The following is a 19,789-nucleotide window of genomic DNA, read 5'->3' on the forward strand; positions in this document are numbered from 1 at the left end:
TCCTTTTGTTGATTATGTTCTTGGCGAACAATCAACAGGATACGCCACCTAATTTATTTTTCACATACACCAGATTCGAGCATAACTCACACAAAGGAAGGACTACCTATATTTATTTCGGCCCTACACAACCCACTCCGGAAGAGATTAATTTTTTGAAGCAGACGATGCCTGGCGAGATTGTTACTGGAGATACCTGGTTTTGAGGGGCTTAGTCTGCCTTCCACAATGGCAATCACTATAATTAATAGTAACGGCTGAAAATATACCTAGAGATAAATAAAATGGATAAAAGACAATCTCTTTTAGAAGAAATTGGCAAAACTAATGATATTAATTTACCTAATTTAATCGCTGAAATTTATGAAATGTATACTAAAGAAACTAATAATTTTCTAAAAAAATGGCAGAAAGGGTGCATAATTAATGCTATAACAGCATATTATGCTGGCTTAAATAGCCCACCTTTTTTTAGATTATGCAGAACTAATTTAGAGTTAGCACTAGAATTAGAAGAAAATATTAGTAAAGATCCTAAATATTTACCCTTGTTAAATAAATACGATGGTATTAGTGAAGACATATTGAACGACACAATACAGCAACTGGGTAGCCAGTAGCCTTGATGGAGAGAAGCGTAATCAGGGTTACCCTTCTCTAGCATTAAACTGCTTAATTGGTTTAAGCATGAGCCCGATTTTAGATAATAGCCCAATAAACTGATGGATTAAGATAAAAGCACCACAGGGTCAGGGCTTGAGTTTTGATTGTTGAATACAAAATTTAAAACCAGGTCTTAAAGACTTTATTCGTCGTCACAATGTGTTTTACGTTATTTTTTAAAAAAATCCTTAAATATAGATTTAAATTTTTCTTGGTAATAAAAAAAATTTTTTCGTATTTTTTGGTTAATATATTTTTCAATAAGCTCGTTCTTCAGAAAAAGACTTGCTTCGACAAGACTACTCTGATAGTCATTCTCTCGTTTGCGAAATTCAGATTCAGCTACTGAATTATTTACAATAATTTCTGATAAAAAAACGTATTGTGTAATTATGATTCTATTTAGATTTAAAAAAGCTGGGTTTAGATCATAAAAATTTTCTATTATTAGAATTTCTAATTTTGCTAAATTTTCTAAGACGGACTCTTTTGGTAAGTTAGTGTAGGAATAATTTTTATCGTTGACTAATTTGCCGCATAACACACGCATTTCAGCGAGTGTAAAGTTTCGAGAATCAGCTAAGGAGTAAGCTTCAATAGCTTTTTGTTTCAAACTAGTTTTTAAATGCTTTCTGTTTTCTAAATGATCTTTTAAAAAAATAGCGCCTAGTGCTGCTATTAAAGTAAAGAACCCGGTAATAAAATTATCCATATATTCCTCTTAATAATTTTAATAAATGATTAGCTAGTAGTCTTGAGGTAGCGCAGCACAAGTAAGGTTATCACTTCTAATACAAAACTGTTCAATTGATTTAAACATCAAGTTAACCCCATTTTTAGATAAGCGTCGACTAAACTCATAATAAAGACAGGGTTCAGACAAATAAATCTTGATTACGCTTCGCAACATCAATGCTATGCCGGCTTCGTACAAGATAACTTTTCGGGCCAGCGCCCAATCTACATTTACTATATAATCCACATCTAGTTAGAAATTTGACTTGACAATGCAATTGCATTACACTTAGTCATAAGTGAATCGTTGAGAAGACTAAGATGAGCAATTCAATCATTGAAATCAAATCATCATTAACCGATCGTTATCAAACGACTATCCCAGAAACAGTACGAAAAGCTCTCCATTTAAAAAAGAGAGATAAACTTCATTATACTATTCAAGGGGATGGAAGCGTTGTTATTACTCGTGTTGAAAATGAGGAAAATGATCCTGTGATAGAAGAGTTTCTGTCTTTTCTTGCAAAAGATATTCAAAAGCATCCTCAAAACGTTATGCCTCTTAATAGCAAATTGCATCAACGAATCCAATCGTTGGTATCAGGAGTTGAGATCGATCTGGATGAGTCTCTTTTAGATGAGGATGAGTAATTGTCAAAATTAGAAGGATTGACTATCAATGGTTGGAGCTTATTTATTCATCCAGTTTTTCTAGAGCAACTAGAGTTTTTACTAAAAGAAGTTAAAAAACTACGCCAGAAAGATCCTTTGACTTATAAAAAAAAGAATAGTACGAAACGATTGGCAGCCATTGCAAAATTAATTTTTGAAGTTATTCCTAATGATCCTACATTAGCCGCCTATAGACAGGGCAGCACTCTCGGTCATAATTATTCACATTGGCATAGGGTAAAATTTTTTCAACAATATAGATTATTTTTTCGATACCATTTGGGAAGTAAGGTGATTATCTACGCATGGGTTAACGATGAGGATACTAAAAGAGCGTATGACAAGAAAAATGATGCTTACCGTGTATTCTCAAAAATGTTACAAGGTGGACGCCCACCCGATGATTGGTCTCAGTTATTAACAGAATCCCAAAATATCGAAGCAATTACAGCAGCAACGAAAGACCTCTTAAGGCAATTAAAGAGTGCACCTTTGTAGTAAGCGTAGGTAGCGCCTGGCCTGAGGGAGCCTCTCGGTTTTAATGGGGAGCATAAACCGGGGTAAGGGTTTGAGTTTTGATTGTTGAATACAAAATTCAAGCCTTGACCCGGTGTGCTGCAAAAACACGTTGTTAATTGTCAATTTATAGATTCATTCCACTCTTGTTATTGTTTGTTTCTTCCTCATTGAGAAGTCCATAGCCTTCATCGTACTTTTCCCGATGGTCCAACCCATCAGCCCCAACGTGACAGAAATATCCTACCACCCGTTCATAATTCATTTTATGTTGCTTCATGGTATTCATTACTTTTTCCAACGTTGTATTATTATTGATTACTAAAATATCCCACACATCAACATCCATATCATTGTAATTTTGTTGCAAGATCTCCTCTCTAACCCTATTTATCTCGGGATTTTCTTTTTTATTTTTCTCATCTTTTTCATAGGGTGTTAAAATTTTATTATCAATTACGGTATTGGCGGGTGCGAGTTTTCCACGCCCAGCATCTCCAGGTAAATTTGTTGTCTTTGTTCCTAAAGCGATATCTTTGCACTCTGACATGATGGTGAGATAGCCTATGTCATACACCGATGAATTATCAGGCCCATAGCGGAAAAAATCATAAGGTGTTTCAAATGTTGTGTTGGGACCTTTGTGGAAAAATGAGGGAGCCGAATTTTGGGGGACTTTAATACCATGAGCAGAAATAATTAAATTGCCTGTGCGTTCGTTATCTCGTTGCTTAGTTATAATAGAGAAATCACCATAATTGATAACATGAGCAGAGTCTTTTGATGAACTATTGAAATATTCAGATAATTTAGCGAACATGATAATCTCCTTAACTATTTGTTTATTTAATAGCCATATTCAGATTATCAAGAGCCTCCCTCTGTATAATTTTTTTTCAAAAAACATAGGGGTTTTAAGCGAAAATCCCCACCGGATAGTGAGCTTCGATGTATTTCATCAGGGAATAACAACTGTGGTTTAGTAGTCCTTGGGGAGCCTTGTAATCTTAGTAACTGAATGACTTAAATCAGGTAAAAAATCTTTGTAGGGCGTAAACACCTGAAATTAAATTTACAAGCATATAGAAAGATGCCAGAATGACTCCTAAGTGACCATTTGACTTTGTTGAAGTTACTCTATGAAAATCGTATTTGTTGTTAGTAGTGTCGGTGATACCAATCTAGCTTTAAGAACCATTGATGCTCTAAGTCCTGCAGGACAAGAAATTACTCTTATTTCATTGACCAAAGCAGCCCAACAACAGGTTAGCAGCATCAAAACTCCACTCTCGGTAAAAACAATAGCTCTTCCTGAGCTTCTCCAATCGGATAACTTTGTTGAAGGGTTATTAACTCAAGAACAGCTCAAGATGGTTGTAAGCCACCTGGAAAAACAAAAGGTCGACTATGCCTATATAGGGGTACCCTCTGTCGATAATGAAATACCCTTTCAATTGGCGGAATCAGTCAGTATGCCCGTACTCATGGCTTATGAATTTATGTTTAAACCGGATAACCACTGTTTATGGAAACATGTTCCCACTTTAAGTACCCGATCGAATGTTAAATGGGCTGTCCCTTTGTCCATTGCTAAAGACGATTTTCAGGTTCCAAGCAATCAATTGTTTGTTACCGGGCATTTAAGCATTGATAATGCCTATGCCACATCAAACACTTCTAGTAACAAAACTCCACAAGAAATCAGAGAAACTTTAGAGGTATCGAAAGAACAATCGTTAGCTTTTATCAGCAGTACTACCCAGCCGGTAGCAACCGATGCAGATTTTTTGATTGTTTATTGAAAGAGTTAAAAAACCATCCAACTATGCAAGTTCGTCTTGGCCTTCATCCGGGTATACAAGATTTGGACGCTTATTTGCAAAAAATCCTGGCAATCTATAAAAAACATCCTGAGATAGCAGCTCAATTTAAAATTATTTTACCTGATAATATTGCGAGTCGAATTAAAGTTCCCAACTTGACCATTGGGAATCCTGAATACCAAGCAGCATTTCTAAGAGTTAACGTGACAGGATCAGAAGCTGCATCAGCCGCAGGACGCATCGCGCAAGCGGTGCCTGGAGCACTACTAAATCAGGCTGTCCTTGAGGGTAAACCAACCTATTCGCATTTAGGAAAGCCCTATTTACCACAAAAATATTTCTCAAATTCCATCGCTTCCTTTTTTACAGCAGAAGTCCAGCCTCCTCGTTTAAAGAAGGATCTTGGATTAGATGAAAAAACAGCGCCTGAAATATATGCCGATATCATTATGCAAAGATAGTTAAAAGGATCGCTGGCTCGAGCCACCTGATTGGTATTTCCCTTGTTAAAAAGCTATTGGGAATAGGCTTATTTAATCTCAAAGAGACAGTTGCAACGCATGAGCAGGATTTAAAGCAGTATCCCAGAGTATTGTATGATTTTGGCTAAAACGTTAGGACAATTAGGAAAGGCAAAGAAGCGGCTCAGGTACAACGGAAATTTAATGAAGCATGGATAGGCTGACATCCCAGCACCTGTAAATTTTTGACTGCTCGTAAATTACTCATTGTGCTATGTTTAATTCGACCATTTAATTGCTGATATGCTATAGTTCGCTCCAATTTGGGTTGATGGTATTAATCGCTTTTTATGATAAGCACTTGGAATGCGCCTTTTATTTATTTAAAAGAACCATCTACCTCCTTTTTTTCTATGCAGGAGGTGTCGAGTTACCTATGGAGTTCCGTAGAATCCGGGGTTATCCGAGACGCCAGCCTTAACTTTCTTAAAGCTGTACAGCAAGGATGGCTTTATAACAATCCCTATGAAAAAAACATTGCCGACATACTCGCCCACTCGAATAATGCGGCAGAGCAAAGACAGACCAACTTTTTTTGGCGCAGTAAAAAAGCGCATCTTTCTTTAGAAACTTTTGCAGAGCTGGATGGTATTGGCAACTGGGATGAGCAGGCTCGTCTTATTAGCATTCTCCTCGACGTAATTTATAAAAACGTTCTAAATGGCCTAACTCTTGGCATCGACTTTCGTGAAGTATTTCTTGTTGCTGAAGGTGAAACACCACCGTCTCACTTTCGTCCGGGTATCGATGTTTGTGTGACAAGCGTTGCTGAATATAAAAAAAAGACTGAACGACTTCCTTACCAAATAGCAAAAGCTATTTTTGATAAGTTTAAACCACTCCCTGCCAACAGAGGGCAAACACACGACCACTTAAATCAAACCATTGTTGACCATTATTCAAGTAGTTTTCATTCCCCTAACAAGAAACAAGGATACATTAATTACACTACCCCTTTAAAAGATTATCGTTATTTCAATTCAGCGCTAACCGGTTACATTCATTTTACCCTTCAGAGTGGTTATGATGATGTCCCTCCAGTTATAGCGCTTGCCAACCCTGCTGATGCCAATGAGTTACTGCCTTTCTTGAAGCACTGCGCAACCTACAATATTCGCGAAGTAACCATCGTACTTAAGGGAGACCAATATAAAGACCAGGCCGAGCGTCAAAAGGTTTTTGAAAAAACTTTAGAAGCGGTGAAAGAAAGTAAATGTCAGACCCTGGTACAAGTCGTTCTAATTACTAAAGATAATATTGATGGGAATCTGCTTGCCCTAAGGCCCATTACACAAGACAAAACAGCGCTCTTTCAATCTTTACCTCAAGAAGCAGGCTATTATTTATCGTCTGTCCATATTGCATCGGCGACTTATAGAAACATACAGGCCTCAAGCACGGAGCCTGGCAAATGGTTTAAAGAGCTTAATGATTATAAGAAAAGGTACGAAGATTCGAAAAAGCAGGTTCAACCTGGGGCCTATATCCTTGCCCGCGAAGCAAGCCCAGATACACGCAAGTCCAAGACGCTGAGCCGAGAACAACTCAAATCCAGGGTACGTTTATCCCTGACACATCAAGAATCCGTCGCTCACACGCAAGCCGTGAATGAGCAGGTACAGGAAACCCACTCACAAGCCGTCAATGAACAGGTGCAAGAAACCCACTCACAAGACGTGCATCAAGAATTAAATGAATCTGTGACTTTCTCATCAACATTGAATTCTTCTTGGGATTTAAAGGTTAATTTAGATGGTTTCTGTAAGCGGCTGGCATCTTTTGCAAAAAGCACTCTACCTCGTGTAATAGAGAAAGAGCAGTCACTTAAGCAAGCGGGCTACCTTACTGAGTTTTATCTTAAACACCATAGTCGCCGTCATTTTTATGAACAACTCGCCAACGATGATAACTTTCGTTTACGCATAGCCGCAAAATTTTTTGGTACCGCATTGATAGAGTCTGACAGCAAATCTGACGACATCCATAGAATTAAATTACCTCACTATGCTATAGATAATATGGAAGAATACGTCGCTTCAGCATTGCTATATCATGCTGAAGCGACTCTTGATGGGTACCTCGCAACAGATTGTCAAGTTAAGGAAAGTTATTTTTTTGGCCGCACGATTTACGCGATTAAACTATATACAAATGACAAACACCTTCCTACAAACCCACCGCTGGTTTTTCCCAAATTATTGTATAATACCCAGCCACATTCGGGTACCGCCGATGAACCTTTATTAGCATCCTATTCAGCCTTGCTAGCTGAAGATGAAATGGCCTCTCTCAGGGATGAGCAGAAGTGCGAACTCATCGGTTGTGCAGAACGCTTGCTGAAGATTTTTCAACCCCATCCTCCCTTGAGTGTAGAAGAGATCCAGGCTCTGGAAGAGCAATTGCTCGTTTTAACACGTTTTTATTTCCCGGATCATAAGGAAGAAATTGAACGTTTAGAGCAATTTATTGCGAGCTTTACAGTACACAATGAAGACAACCTGAAAATCCTTCTACAGGTTCTTATTCGCAGGCATAAGCAAGGCTTGGCATGTTTTTTTAAATTATTGTCATTTTTGGAAGAACGCTCCTTATTAACCTATTTTTATAAAGTCCATTTTCAATATGCAACAGACATTTCATCAGTCGAACAACTTCTTGCAAACGGCTCTTATGCTATTTTTCTAAAATTGGCCGCAGAAATTCCTGTAGGAGAATCACCAAAAAATTGGCCCGCTTTTCAAACTCTCGGCCTTCATCTACTCCTATATACGGCACAAAATAATATTAGCTTTGAGCGGCTGAAACTGCATAAGTTAGAAAGTTTGTGGAAACGTCTTTATATAAAATTTATGGCCTACACTGGAAATGAAGAGGAGGCCCAACAACTATTAACCCATCTTGCAAAACAGTTAATCAGTGAAAACGGTTTATCCATTGCTCCTTTCACAACTATTCAAACCTTTTTCATCGGCTTAGAGAATTTACTTGACCACGCAATGGCCAAGCACGTTTTAAAAGAACAGATTGACGAAATCCAGGGAGTTTCCCTATTACCCATGGATGCTCCTTACGCCTGTACCGGGAACGGTTTTCAAGTGATTTCCGCTGAAATGAATATTCATTCTGCGGCGATTCATCCAATAACAAAAACTTACGCTGTTTCGAAAACTGAATTATTTGACGCTATTGCGAGTCACCAACCCGGTGAGGAGTACCTTAAAGTAGTAGTGTTTCGCTACCTCGGAACCCAACCCTTACGAGAAGACCTTGCTTTTTATCGCAACTTGTATCAAGTAATGACCCAAAATGCGGTAGACGATAATACTGTTTATATTAGCGAGCTATTATGTGCCTACTATGTTGCAACAACCACAGGAGGTCATTATCGCTGCAATATTGAACCAGCCAAGTTCTCTGCAAACTTTATAGATTTTCTGCGAGACAAGGGTTTTGATAAAATAGTACCGTCAATACAGGTTGCTGCCTGCATTCATGAATTTTCCTTATATTTAAGTGAAGCACAATCGAATGAGATAAATGGTGTTCAGAGTTTATGGAGTATTTGGCGAGGCGATCAGCTGTCTGCATTTAGGATAGCTAATACGCCAATCCCGGAAATCTTTTTAAGAAAATTTCCTGCAAAAAAACTAGGTTATTTTTTATTAACCCAGAAAGAGAGTCTGGAAAAATCCCTAGGTGCGCTGGAGGATTCCAGCCGCATTGTACATTCCCTCCTCCATGCCTGGCTCAGCGAGTTGAATATTTCTGAAACATACCGCGCCTTGATTGGGTCTTGCCTAAAAGCATTATATCCAAAAATGGATATGAAAACTTTGCTACGTGATATCAATAAAATTACAAGCCTTTTACATGCTCTAAGTGCCCTTGCAAATCATAATCCTAACCATTTAATTTTTCTTGCTTTTGATCAATTTCTGGAAATAAATTCCAATGTGGATGCGTTCTTAGCATTGGCTGAAATTACTGCTGTCGAACTGGCAAAGCACCAAGGACAACTAGCTAAAAGCAGGCTAACGACGAATTTTTTACTCGCCATTAGGAAAAAACCGCTGCTTTATGGCGCATTACCCCAGGCTAAGAACTTAGTAAGTCTTCTTCTGGAGACTTGTTTAAGTGTTGATGCCAAAGTAAATCCAGCATCCTTCTTCAATCTTATCGAAACCTTGTTGCCGCTTGGCTTGGAAGAAGCGCAGCAAATATTCACTGCCCTTATTCCCTTGGTTGGTAATGAGGAAGGCCTGGATTTTCTAAATGCTCACCTGGATCTGAGCGCTAACCAATTAAAAGATATCACCCAGTTTCTCAAAAAGGTTAAACCGGCTTCGTTAGCCCTGAAAGTACTCGATGGACTTTATCAACAAAATCCTGCCCATGAGCTTACTGAACTAATAAAATTCCTGGAAAAGAAACCTGAAGACGAAATTCACTCCTTACTGATACTTGGCCATGCTATTTCCCAGCAAACAAAACAACCTTTGCTTACTGAATTGCAAAAACTGGCCGAACAACATCCGCGCGGCTTAAAATATCTAGCGCGGCTGCATAAATCACAATTAGTGAATGCTGACGAAATGTTGGAATTATTGGCCGAGCCTTCCTTGGAACAAGCCATCGCGGTATTTCACCGCGCGAAATATAAAGAGAACCTGCAAAGATATCAGTATGATCCCGTCGCTGTAAGAGCAAAGATTGCGCAAATAAAACTCAAGTCTCATGAAACTGATGAGCCGCTGCCGTTAAGCGACGAACAACAGGAACTGCTGTGGCGTGACTACCAGCTCGTTATGTCGTATATGGCAGAAAAGCCGCTTAAGTTAAATATTAATGGGGTTCTTAAAGAGCTTACCATTAATGACTTGAATGACTCTGAGTTTCAACATTTATTCAAAGCATTACAAGATCAAATCAGCAAGGGAATAAACGTTCATCGTAATCAGTTACTGTTGGTTGCCTTGAGTGCCGAAGCGATTTATCGCACCACCTACAAATTTCCACGCGATACTCAAATCTTAACCTTGCTGCAACGCATACATTCTCCCAATAATATTATTCATGAAGTTAAAACGGGAGAAGGTAAAAGTATTATTGCTGCCATGCATGCTGTTTTATTGGTGGGGTTAGGTAAAACAGTCGATGTTGTCACTGAAAATAATGAATTGGCAAAAAATGCGCTGGAAAAATTTTCATCCTGTTATCACTATTTAGGGATCCCTCATGGGGAAACTATTATCACCGCACAAAGTGCGCATGCTAAATACACTGCTAACGGGATTAATTATTCTACCGCATCGAATCTTTCTTTATTCCGCATGCGGATGGCATTGGCAAAGAAACTACTGCCCAATAATCCCGCGTTAGTTGCTGATGAGATCGATGCTGCTTTAACCTCTACAGTACTATTTCGCCTGGCTGCGTCGTTAGATCCTTTACTCAATGATACGGAATCCTGGGCTCAACTTTATAAATTGCTACTTGAATTTGTCAAAGAAAAAGAGATCTACCTTAATAATCCCTGCGCCGAAACAGATGATATTGTTAATTTAAGAAATTATTTTATTGCCAAAAATCCTCGTAATGCCTTTGTCAATTTTACCCAAAAAATTTCCGATGAGTTATTAGGCGCCTTAATTGAATCCGCTACGATAACTCATGAACTAGAAGAAAAAGAAGACTTCTTTACAGTAAAAATAAAAGAGAAAAGTGACGTACATTCTTATGCAGCGCCTATTGTTAGTAGCAGGCCTGATCCCCATGTTAGCTATTCAGATTATATACAACAGCTTTTGCATACCCTGCTTAATAATAAAACTCCGCCACCAGCCCATCCATTTATCATAGAGCCGAGTATAGAAACAATTATTGTTAATGCAGCCAAAATTTTCTTTGATTATTATCGTTTACGCGGCGGCCCTATCGTCGGCTTAACAGCAACTTCCGGTCCTCGTGTCGATCGCACTGAATTTTATGAGCAGCAGGGGTTAGTGGCTTACCGTTATCCAACCTTTTACCCCGATCAGTCAGAAGACCTGGGATTAATCACTGCGTTTGGAGCAGAAGATCATCTCAATAAAACGTTTGAATGGCTTACACAGCGTAAACAAAAAAACCCGGCGCAACCGATTTTATTAATTACGCGTTCCCCCCAAGCGACCGAGCAGTTCCGTGATTTCATAGCAAGGAATACTGACTGGAAAGTACAAAGCTATCATGGTTATGAAGAAACAGGGAAATCAGAAGAAAATGTAATCTATACAGCGGGGCTGGATTATTTCCTGACTGCAGCGAACCAAAGTCTGGCTCGTGGCGCCGATGTGGATCCAGAGAACGAAGATGGCATATTGGTCGTTAATGCTTGTACCGATTTGACGCCAAGTGAATTAGAACAAATTCAAGGCAGAGCAGCCCGTAATGGAAAAAAGGGACAGTTCATTTCCATTATTGATGCGCAAGGCATAGGCCAAGCTTCCGACTCTCCAGAGACATTGGCGGCCGCTTTTAAGAATCATCAACTGCAGATTAGTCTTCAGCAACATCAAGAACGCGCAAAAATACGTTTATTAGAAGAAGCACGCTATTTAATGGTTGATCAACTTCTCCAATTTCGCGCAAACGCCGATAAAATTTTGGCACCTCAATTTGGGGAAGAGCATTCTATCGTTGACTATCAACAATTACTGCGCGCATTGAGTACTTTGAACCGCAACGCTGAAAAGCATTATGCAGAACTCTTGGAACACCATCACGTAATAGACGGCGATGTGGCTAATGAATTTTTAGAAGCCAGAGCCAGAGATTATCAGCAGGTGCTGGAGTCCTGGCTGCCGGAAAATAGAGTTATTGATATAGAGTTCGTAGAACCCTCAATCCCTCTCAACACATTGCCAACCTTAGTGCAGCAATTACCGGGGGCAACGGTCGATCAACTACGAATTTTTGCTGATCTTTTTCACTGCAAATGGAAACAGGACGGCCATCAGGTAACCCAACAAAATTTCGATACCTTGGATCAAGTCGTTAAGATTTTCGATCCTTATTTTAAAAAGGAACTCAGTCTCAAAGAAACGATTGGCTCTGCTTTAGATGAAAAAGGCCTTCTCAGTGAGCAGCAAATTGAGGCCCAAATAATTCTTATTAAAACCAGCCTTGATGAAATGTTAGAGTTTGCTCAAACGATTCCCGTTATTGGCCGCTTTGTGCCTGTCGACCGGATAAAAACCTTTGTTGCCGACTATCTTGATAAAACTAAAATCCAACTTCGCGAGAAAAGATGGAATGAAGTAAATCTGCCAACCATTGATCTTTCTACTGTAACGAGCTGGTTTTCAGGCATCAGCAGCACACTCACGGCCGGTTCTTTATTTATGAATGTTATAGGCGGACCAATACCCTTTATTGTTAATCGTCTTATTCTACCAACGGTTTTTGCATGGATAAAAAATGCTCTTAAACGACGATTTGCCGATTCAGAATGGCTTGTTGCACAAATACTTGTTGGGCTTGATGACATTAGCAAGGACGTATCGGAAACGGTTAATGCGTTTGTTTCCCTGGCCAATGAAGAAGATATTAAAGTAGGCCAACTCATCGATAAAATTGGGCCTCTAACAAAAAATAAAGCACTCCTATTGGCCTTATCAAAATATTTAGAGCTAACTGGCAAGCCAGAATACATTCCATGGGTACAAGCAATCCCAGGCATATGGCCGGTACTGGAAAACTATCGTGACTCTAAAGTTGATGCGTTACTCAACGCAAATACCTTAATGGTAATCTTGCAACATGCTTCCCATTCAGAACTCGTTTTGAACGCGTTAGAAGATAGTCCTTATAAGTCAGGCCTGCAAAAGATAACTCAATTAAACCCCAACTTCATAAGCCAACTTGGCACCTTAGCCCTTCCTGATTTGATTAATTTGCTGAAATTAAGTGCTTATCCTAATTTCTTTGCTTTGTTGGAGAAACTCCCCGTAGAAACCACCTTAGTGCAATTACAGCAATGGCTTGAAGCAACGCCAGAAAAACCTCCTGTAGAAACGGAGGAAGCGCTTAACGAGTTACGACACTATCAAACAAACCATGAACGGCTTGCTGAAGAAAATAAACATAACCTGCTTAAGTTACGTCACAACTATCGCTTAACGCTAGAAAAATTTAAACATGGCTTAGAAAAATTAAAACCAAGATTTAAAACAGAGTCTCCTACGCCCGTGCAGGAAATTAAGGTCGACCCGCCAACCCTCTATGCGACTCTCTTTCTTGGATTTAGATATGCGGTCGTATCAGCAATTGCAGCAACCGCAATTATTTACAGTGCTTTATATCTATCTGCCCTGGCTACCTTTGGCTGTTTTACTCTTGCCGGGTGGCTAATATTTCCTCACCTTAGCGCGTTCTTTTCCTGGCCAGAAGAATTGGAAAACCCCGCTACCGAAACAAGCCCGTTGGATGAAGTGATCTTCGTTACATTTAAAGAAAATCCCTTGGTAGAAAATACCTCGACTCCATTAGCCGTCCTGGTTTCTAATGAATTGCCGAAGAGAGGAGAGCGTGTCCCCCCCGGCGATACTTTGGCCAGTGTTGCCACTTCAAGGGGGGCCCAACCTCTTGTAGAAACAGTAAAATTACCAACAGCGCTTTCTCTTGCAACCCCGTCAGCAGAGGTCTCTACGGCACATACTGAATTGCCTCCTCGAGAAATACCCCAGAAAGAAGAGCCAGTCTTGTCCAGTGAGCGACTTCCTCGTATTGGGGATTTAAAGTGCGGCTTTTTTATGACGCATGCTTTAGAAGACCCGGGAACTAATTCAGCAAGCAGTAAAAACCTGCTGCCCCCACCACCTGTCTCACTGGTCGTACCAGGATAAATCCAAGTTTTAATCGAGCTACACTTGTGCTTTATGCTCTCTCGGAGCTAACATATTCAGCTTGGTAACTCACGAGAAATCCCACATGAACAAAATAGCTTCTTTAGTAGTCAGCTTCCTGTTAATAGTAAGCCAGATGTCAGCACACGCAGAAACAGCGATTATTAAAACATCGGAAGGTACTATTACTTGTGAATTATTTACAACAAAGGCACCAAACACCGTAGCAAATTTTGTAGGATTAGCAACGGGAACAAAGGAATTTAAGGATGCAAAGACAGGTGAGATGGTTAAACGCCCCTTTTACAATGGATTAACTTTTCACCGCGTCATTAGTGGCTTTATGATTCAAGGTGGTGATCCTCTTGGCAATGGCACCGGCGGACCCGGTTATCAATTTGATAATGAAAATACAGACGCTAGTTTTGACAAGCCTGGTGTACTTGCGATGGCTAACGCAGGGCCCAATACGAACGGCAGCCAATTTTTTATTACCGTTGCACCAACACCTGACCTAAAAGGCAATTACAATGTTTTTGGTCAAGTCATTTCGGGACAAGACGTTGCGGATAAGATTAGCAAGGTACCTACCGATTATCAAAATAAACCTGTAACACCCGTGGTTATTGAAAGTATTAGTATTCAAAAATAATAAAAAATCAAAAGAACCGCTGCATTGATCCAGAGATGAAACCAATTCAATTTTTTGCCTTATTCTATAAATCAATGGAGTCAGACTCCATTGATTTATACCGCTCTTTCTCTCCGGTTATGAATCAAGAAATTTTTCAACCATGGCAATAATTTCATCAAGAGAAAGATGCTGGATGCTTTTCTCTATGGCAATAAAGTTATGCTGCGATATAGACAACATGTCGCTGAAATCTTTATCACTGGTACAATCTATTGGTACCAGGTAGTAACTATTTTTTAATTCGCTGTTTAAAAGATTATTCAGGTGCCCTGCCCCCACAATCATTATATTAGCCTTCTTAAGTGCTGTAACATCCCTAATCCAGCTTGCTTCACGAGCTTCAATACCAAATTCCTGCTCTGGGATTTCATGATAAGGATAAGGAGATAATTGGTTTTTATAGTGTAAGTTACCCTCAAGATCTTGCACATGCATGGCAAGATTCTCCTGAGCAAAAACCATGAGCCGTTTTATTTCATTAACTTGAGCATCCCAACCGTATTTTTCATGGTAGATGTTAATCGTTTCAACGAATAAATGTTTAATCCCCATATTGGAGGCAATTAGCAGTATGATAATATGCAATAAAAAAGACTCCTTCGAACCGTGTATTTCAGACAATAGTATCAGTAATGGTTTATTGACCTGTACTGCTTGTCGCTCACCCTCCTCAATCACTGGTCTAATTTCCTGGTAGATGCTCTGCAAGGTTGTTACATCTAAGGGTGGCAGGAATAATTTTAGATAATCCTTTTTGACTGCCTGATAGAGGCTATCGTCAATTTCGTCATCAGCTAATTTTTTTTTCATAAAACCGGGAATCTCTTCCGCCGGGATTTTTAGATAAGAACCGTCGTTATTCAATACCGTTAATTCTGGTAAAGCATATTTAAGAGTAAATACTGAGTTGATAAGTTTTCTTATTTCAGAATGGTTTAAATATCTATAAGCCGTCCAGGTTTGATTTTCTTCGAATTTAAAAGGATCATATAACCCTTCATGAAAACAGGTTTTACGATCATGTAACGTGTAGATTTCCCCATTTAAGCGCTTGTCTTGGTTGCCAACCACCTCATATTTTCCCCTTAAATCAAGACGAAACTTTGTATTCTCAGGGTTATTACTCACAAACTCTTCAGCCACAAGATCAGTAATTTTAATTATTTTTGCAGCATTTACGAAATTATTGAACTCCTCAGAATTTATACCACCACAAGGTTGAAAATAGCTTTGTATATCTTTAGAAAGCAGTAATTTTTTAACGAGTATTTCTTTAATGTCATACCAAATATTGTTAATTAAAACTTGATCATTTCTGTAAAGCTCTTTCTTTCTTCTTAAAAATTCCAGTGCAACATTCTTGGTAAGAAAGAATAAAATCATAAGGCATTTTGCAGTTTTGTTCGCAGTTATTTCCTTGATCTCGTCTTCATTTAACTCATGCACGCCTGCAGATCTTTTATTCGCCGCTTTTACAAAAATTTCAATCACGGCGATAGTTTCATTAGTACACTTCGCATCCTGAGCAAGCCCGGTGAGCTGCTCCAAATCTGTAATCCTAAGTCTATTCATACTCGACATCCTTATAGTCTGGATCAACGAAGATCGGACTTGATTGATTCATCAAGAGTGATGGAATTTTATAGATTTTCAATAAATTAAGTGGGTTTTAATTCATTCTCAATTTGATTTTGATCTAGATGAGATTGCAACACCACTTCCGTGAATGGATCTTTCGCATTTGCCAAATTATAGGCACGCAATTGCGGATCTTTATGCTTGTACAGCTCCACATACCCTTGTGCTTTAGTATCAGAGATATATCTACCACTAAGGTCAGCATCATTGCGATAGGAAAAATACTCGCTGTTTGGTATTTGTTTATTAGCTGTTGGGGTAACAGCTTTCGCTATTCCATGCTCTCGTAGTTCATTTTCAATTCTCTGCATGATATCGATCCATTCATCAGTAGTAATATGCTTATGTTGAAATTGATAAATTGTAAATTGTTTACCCGATACCTTCTCGATAGGTTTGCTCTTTAAAACATTAGGAGCAAGAATTTTGGCGGACATTTTATTTTCCATCAGGATGGGATAAATAATTGCCCACGCGGCGGAAATTTGGCCAGGATCAACAGAAATATGTAATTTCCATCCCGTTTCTAGCTTTTGTCCAGCAAATATGGAGCGCCTCGCAGCTATTGCCAGTCTGTTATTTCCACTATTATGGTCAGGGCTACATTTAAAATAAATGTAACTCTCCAAGGAGTAAAAAAGATAGTTATCGATCTTTTTTCCAATATTGTCTTTCAGATTTTCGTAAAGAAACGGATCTTGGTGAGTAGTTTGTTCTTCAGGGAAAAATGCTGGAGTAGAGGTAGACGCTTCAACTTTAACTGAACCGGTACTGGAGCTTGCCAGCTCTTTTAAATTTTTAACAGCCTTTGTTTTGCTCAATAAAGGCTTATTGCCAGAGATGACCTTGGTCGTTCCCATACTGACTATCTTCTTAATAACATATTCACCAAGTATAAATAATGATCAGCTTGCATTCAATCTTTGTTCACCACAACGCATAGAATTAAAGGAAATCGCTCTGATATTGTTTTGATTGAAAGCCTTATGGCTTGAGCATTCTCAAATGCTGCTGAGCTTATCTCCACCTATCACACCCACAGTCAGACCAAGGATAAATCAATATGCGCCTGATTAAAGCATTGCGAACAAAAATCAAATTGACTATAATATGAGCTATTTTTGCATTTATTGGACTTTTTATTCCTGTGGCCAGAGAAAAAATACCAGGTTTCTTTCATGCAGCGTCGAAGCAACCGACTCTTATTTTAAGTAATTACATTCATTATGATGGTATAGGGGATTTTAGCCATCTGTTAGATATCATGGAAGCATTGATGCCTTTAGCTGCAAGGTTAGGCATTAAAATCGTACCACTGGTGATATGCCTGAACGAGAGGAAGCAAACGGTAATTGATAAAATTGCAGAGCGCTGTCCTGGTTTAAAGCCCTTTATCTTTACTGCGGCAGACACTATAAATCGCCCTCAATTGCCAGCCCTGTTCGCGGAATTTGTAGGTAATAATATAAAACTTCAAAACAAGCTTCGCCGGGCATTAAGTATTTTTCAAATTGCTACCTCGACCACCAAAGAACAAAAAGATTTGCTATTAAAATTTTGCAGCCCAGGCATTCCTGTTGTGAATATCAGCGAACAATGTGGATTACGGACTAGTGCCGAGTTTAGCCCCATGAGCTCGATTGATGAGAGGGATCGCGCTAATCCCAATTTAAAAAATATTAATGACCGATGGATGGGTTTGGAGAAACAAACTTACTGCTACGGAGTGAAAATCAAAGCACCACTTTCCATGAGCAAAGCAGACGCTATCCAGACTTTAGAAAATACCGATTTTAAACGGGCCTTGTTGGGGCATGAGGATTCGGAAGCCCCTTCTGAAGAAGCTATCACAGAATTTCTACGTAGTAATCAGCTAATACCAGCTTATTTACAATCCAAAATAAGTATCATTAAATTTCTATTTTTCTGTCTTGAACAACCCACGCTAACTGGCCAGGGCGATGTCACTTTCTATGTTAATAATTATGAAAATTTGTTTACACCCCGGGGTAGGCCATGGCAGTCTCAAGAAGCAAGTACCCTTATAGACATGCAAGACGAAGGTGCAAGGCTCCCAAGCTTTGAATCGTTTTTAATCACAGCCCCTTATATTCCCAGATTCAAGAATTTATGTTTTTCAAACTTAAAAGATTTAGGTTTTACAAGTATTGAGATAAATTTGAATGGCAATAGGCGGACCATTGTTTTAAATTCAGACGAGCTGGCACCGAGAAGAACCATTAGAATTTTGACCGATTTTAAATTAAACGATCATGACTATGATCATTTATTCCATATTGCCAATTCGGTAGTGGGCGTCTCTGGCGATAATACTCTTGAAAAAGCACTTTCCCATGAGAAATTGCCCGTCCTGCAATCAGAAAATAAATATCCATTCGAAGTGGGTATGCGGATCCTGGGACAACTGGCTCACGATTATCTCCCTGATGTTTCAGCAGCGGTTCAAGAGGATTTGGAGCGATTTTTTGGCAGAAAAAATATGAGATTGGACCAAACGTCCCATTGGTCGGAACTCCTGGCAGTGGATATCCCTACTTTATTGGCCTGTTGGCAAAGGGTTACTCCCGAATTACGGCTTAAAAATAATATCTATACTCATTTGGATCATATCTTCTACGAAGCCCTTTTGCATCTGTCTGCAACGACAGGCGACATCGCCCTGCTGCATGGAATTTATGAGCAGTTCCCTGACATTGATTTTACTATCCCTAATAAACACGGTAAGACAGTCGAGATCATAGCAAGAGAAAATGGTCATGAGGGTTATCTGCAGGAACTAGTGCAACTAGCTGGTGTACAGAGCGGAAAACTCATGGAAATGAAGTAAGAGAAAGTAGAAGTATGGACTGAGGAGATGGGTTAACGTCTCGTATTCATTAAATATAATCTGACTGCGATTTTATTGATTTCGGGCTAACATTAGTCATATCCGGGATTTTTTTAAGTAGAAAACATGAAAAAGGGAATTAAAAAACTTACCAGTATGTTTCTTCTCATCGCACCCAGTTTTTTATTTGCTAATGATTGTCCTTGTTGTGAAGACGAAATCAGTCAATGTAATTCAGCCCCGAAAAAAGCGGCAGGCATCCATATTGAAATAAGGTTTCAGCCAACTTCAACAACAACCCGATTATTTGCAATTGAAATGTGTGGAAAACCGTCCGAAATTTCGGGAAATAATCCAACAATTGCTGGAAAGATAACAACAGGAAAATTGAAGCTAATTCTCTGTGATGGTACTAAATTGGCTTCAATGTTTGTGTTGGATATTGAAAATAATTACAAGACCCATTGCATCGTTACAGACGCAATTTATTGCCAGGATAAACCTACTCCACCTGCCTATCGATCTTTGTACGACAATGTATTTAAAAAATTAACATCCTTTTAACCTATTTTTGAGTCTTTTTTAGAATTCCTTTGATGATTCAACAAGCTCAATGACGAGCTAGTTATTCTTTGATTGCACCACCAAATGCATCTATATTTAACTAACAAACATTTTTTCATCACAAAACATAATTTATTAACATGAGTTATGCTCGAATCTGGTGTATGTGAAAAATAAATTAGGTGGCGTATCCTGTTGATTGTTCGCCAAGAACATAATCAACAAAAGGA

14 protein-coding genes are annotated in these 19,789 nt (G+C 39.0%); 10 read left to right on the forward strand and 4 right to left on the reverse strand.

Translation table 11 applies throughout. The annotated features are described in order from the left end of the window. Positions 1–206: hypothetical protein (locus Lfee_RS17555; protein ID WP_207385275.1), on the forward strand; the 206-nt coding region annotated here is incomplete at its 5' end. A gap of 78 nt (positions 207–284) precedes the next feature. Further along, on the forward strand, positions 285–620 hold the full coding sequence (locus Lfee_RS02195) for a hypothetical protein (RefSeq protein ID WP_058443654.1): 336 nt from the start codon (positions 285–287) through the stop codon (positions 618–620). Between the two features lie 212 nt (positions 621–832). Here the strand turns inward: Lfee_RS02195 and Lfee_RS02200 are convergent, their stop codons facing one another. Next, entirely contained in the window at positions 833–1,375 is a 543-nt protein-coding gene (locus tag Lfee_RS02200; RefSeq protein ID WP_058443655.1) for a hypothetical protein, read from the reverse strand. A 344-nt stretch (positions 1,376–1,719) separates the two neighbouring features. Between Lfee_RS02200 and Lfee_RS02205 the strand changes: the two genes are divergently transcribed. Both Lfee_RS02205 and Lfee_RS02210 read left to right on the forward strand, forming a co-directional pair. Next, on the forward strand, positions 1,720–2,049 hold the full coding sequence (locus Lfee_RS02205) for a type II toxin-antitoxin system PrlF family antitoxin (RefSeq protein ID WP_058443656.1): 330 nt from the start codon (positions 1,720–1,722) through the stop codon (positions 2,047–2,049). Beyond that, entirely contained in the window at positions 2,050–2,568 is a 519-nt protein-coding gene (locus tag Lfee_RS02210; RefSeq protein ID WP_058443657.1) for a type II toxin-antitoxin system YhaV family toxin, read from the forward strand. A gap of 145 nt (positions 2,569–2,713) precedes the next feature. Here Lfee_RS02210 and Lfee_RS02215 read toward each other — a convergent pair whose 3' ends face one another. Further along, positions 2,714–3,406 (reverse strand): putative adhesin, encoded by a 693-nt coding sequence (locus tag Lfee_RS02215; protein ID WP_058443658.1) that lies wholly within the window; start codon positions 3,404–3,406, stop codon positions 2,714–2,716. Positions 3,407–3,725: 319 nt separating this feature from the next. On the opposite strand from Lfee_RS02215, the gene Lfee_RS02220 reads away from it, so the two are divergent. The 4 genes from Lfee_RS02220 (at position 3,726) to Lfee_RS02235 (ending at position 14,467) form a co-directional block, all read left to right on the forward strand. After that, entirely contained in the window at positions 3,726–4,388 is a 663-nt protein-coding gene (locus Lfee_RS02220; RefSeq protein ID WP_058443659.1) for a hypothetical protein, read from the forward strand. Continuing rightward, positions 4,385–4,870 carry a hypothetical protein gene (locus Lfee_RS02225; RefSeq protein ID WP_131753206.1) on the forward strand — a complete coding sequence of 162 codons (486 nt, stop codon included), beginning with the start codon at positions 4,385–4,387 and terminating at the stop codon, positions 4,868–4,870. The genes Lfee_RS02220 and Lfee_RS02225 overlap by 4 nt, the downstream gene beginning before the upstream one ends. A 422-nt stretch (positions 4,871–5,292) precedes the next feature. Further along, entirely contained in the window at positions 5,293–13,815 is an 8,523-nt protein-coding gene (locus Lfee_RS02230) for a preprotein translocase subunit SecA (protein WP_165482175.1), read from the forward strand. 85 nt (positions 13,816–13,900) lie between these two features. Then, positions 13,901–14,467: a peptidylprolyl isomerase gene (locus Lfee_RS02235; protein WP_058443662.1), complete on the forward strand. Its 567-nt coding sequence runs from the start codon at positions 13,901–13,903 to the stop codon at positions 14,465–14,467. Between the two features lie 117 nt (positions 14,468–14,584). Here Lfee_RS02235 and Lfee_RS02240 read toward each other — a convergent pair whose 3' ends face one another. After that, positions 14,585–16,081, reverse strand: a complete 1,497-nt coding sequence (locus tag Lfee_RS02240) for a hypothetical protein (RefSeq protein ID WP_058443663.1) — start codon at positions 16,079–16,081, stop codon at positions 14,585–14,587. A gap of 86 nt (positions 16,082–16,167) precedes the next feature. Next, positions 16,168–17,007 carry a hypothetical protein gene (locus Lfee_RS02245; protein WP_058443664.1) on the reverse strand — a complete coding sequence of 280 codons (840 nt, stop codon included), beginning with the start codon at positions 17,005–17,007 and terminating at the stop codon, positions 16,168–16,170. Between the two features lie 287 nt (positions 17,008–17,294). On the opposite strand from Lfee_RS02245, the gene Lfee_RS02250 reads away from it, so the two are divergent. Both Lfee_RS02250 and Lfee_RS02255 read left to right on the forward strand, forming a co-directional pair. Then, positions 17,295–18,995 carry a hypothetical protein gene (locus Lfee_RS02250; RefSeq protein ID WP_058443665.1) on the forward strand — a complete coding sequence of 567 codons (1,701 nt, stop codon included), beginning with the start codon at positions 17,295–17,297 and terminating at the stop codon, positions 18,993–18,995. A gap of 126 nt (positions 18,996–19,121) precedes the next feature. Beyond that, positions 19,122–19,559, forward strand: a complete 438-nt coding sequence (locus Lfee_RS02255; protein ID WP_058443666.1) for a hypothetical protein — start codon at positions 19,122–19,124, stop codon at positions 19,557–19,559. Positions 19,560–19,789: the final 230 nt, after the last annotated feature.

Origin of the sequence: Legionella feeleii, from assembly GCF_001467625.1 — a bacterium.
In the GTDB taxonomy this organism is placed as follows: Bacteria; Pseudomonadota; Gammaproteobacteria; order Legionellales; family Legionellaceae; genus Tatlockia; species Tatlockia feeleii.

Bases quoted from the DNA above. Each gene is read 5' to 3' on its own strand.
- Lfee_RS02195 (WP_058443654.1), top strand. From the start codon at position 285: ATGGATAAAAGACAATCTCTTTTAGAAGAAATTGGCAAAACTAATGAT.
- Lfee_RS02200 (WP_058443655.1), bottom strand. From the start codon at position 1,375: ATGGATAATTTTATTACCGGGTTCTTTACTTTAATAGCAGCACTAGGC.
- Lfee_RS02205 (WP_058443656.1), top strand. From the start codon at position 1,720: ATGAGCAATTCAATCATTGAAATCAAATCATCATTAACCGATCGTTAT.
- Lfee_RS02215 (WP_058443658.1), bottom strand. From the start codon at position 3,406: ATGTTCGCTAAATTATCTGAATATTTCAATAGTTCATCAAAAGACTCT.
- Lfee_RS02220 (WP_058443659.1), top strand. From the start codon at position 3,726: ATGAAAATCGTATTTGTTGTTAGTAGTGTCGGTGATACCAATCTAGCT.
- Lfee_RS02235 (WP_058443662.1), top strand. From the start codon at position 13,901: ATGAACAAAATAGCTTCTTTAGTAGTCAGCTTCCTGTTAATAGTAAGC.
- Lfee_RS02240 (WP_058443663.1), bottom strand. From the start codon at position 16,081: ATGAATAGACTTAGGATTACAGATTTGGAGCAGCTCACCGGGCTTGCT.
- Lfee_RS02245 (WP_058443664.1), bottom strand. From the start codon at position 17,007: ATGGGAACGACCAAGGTCATCTCTGGCAATAAGCCTTTATTGAGCAAA.
- Lfee_RS02255 (WP_058443666.1), top strand. From the start codon at position 19,122: ATGAAAAAGGGAATTAAAAAACTTACCAGTATGTTTCTTCTCATCGCA.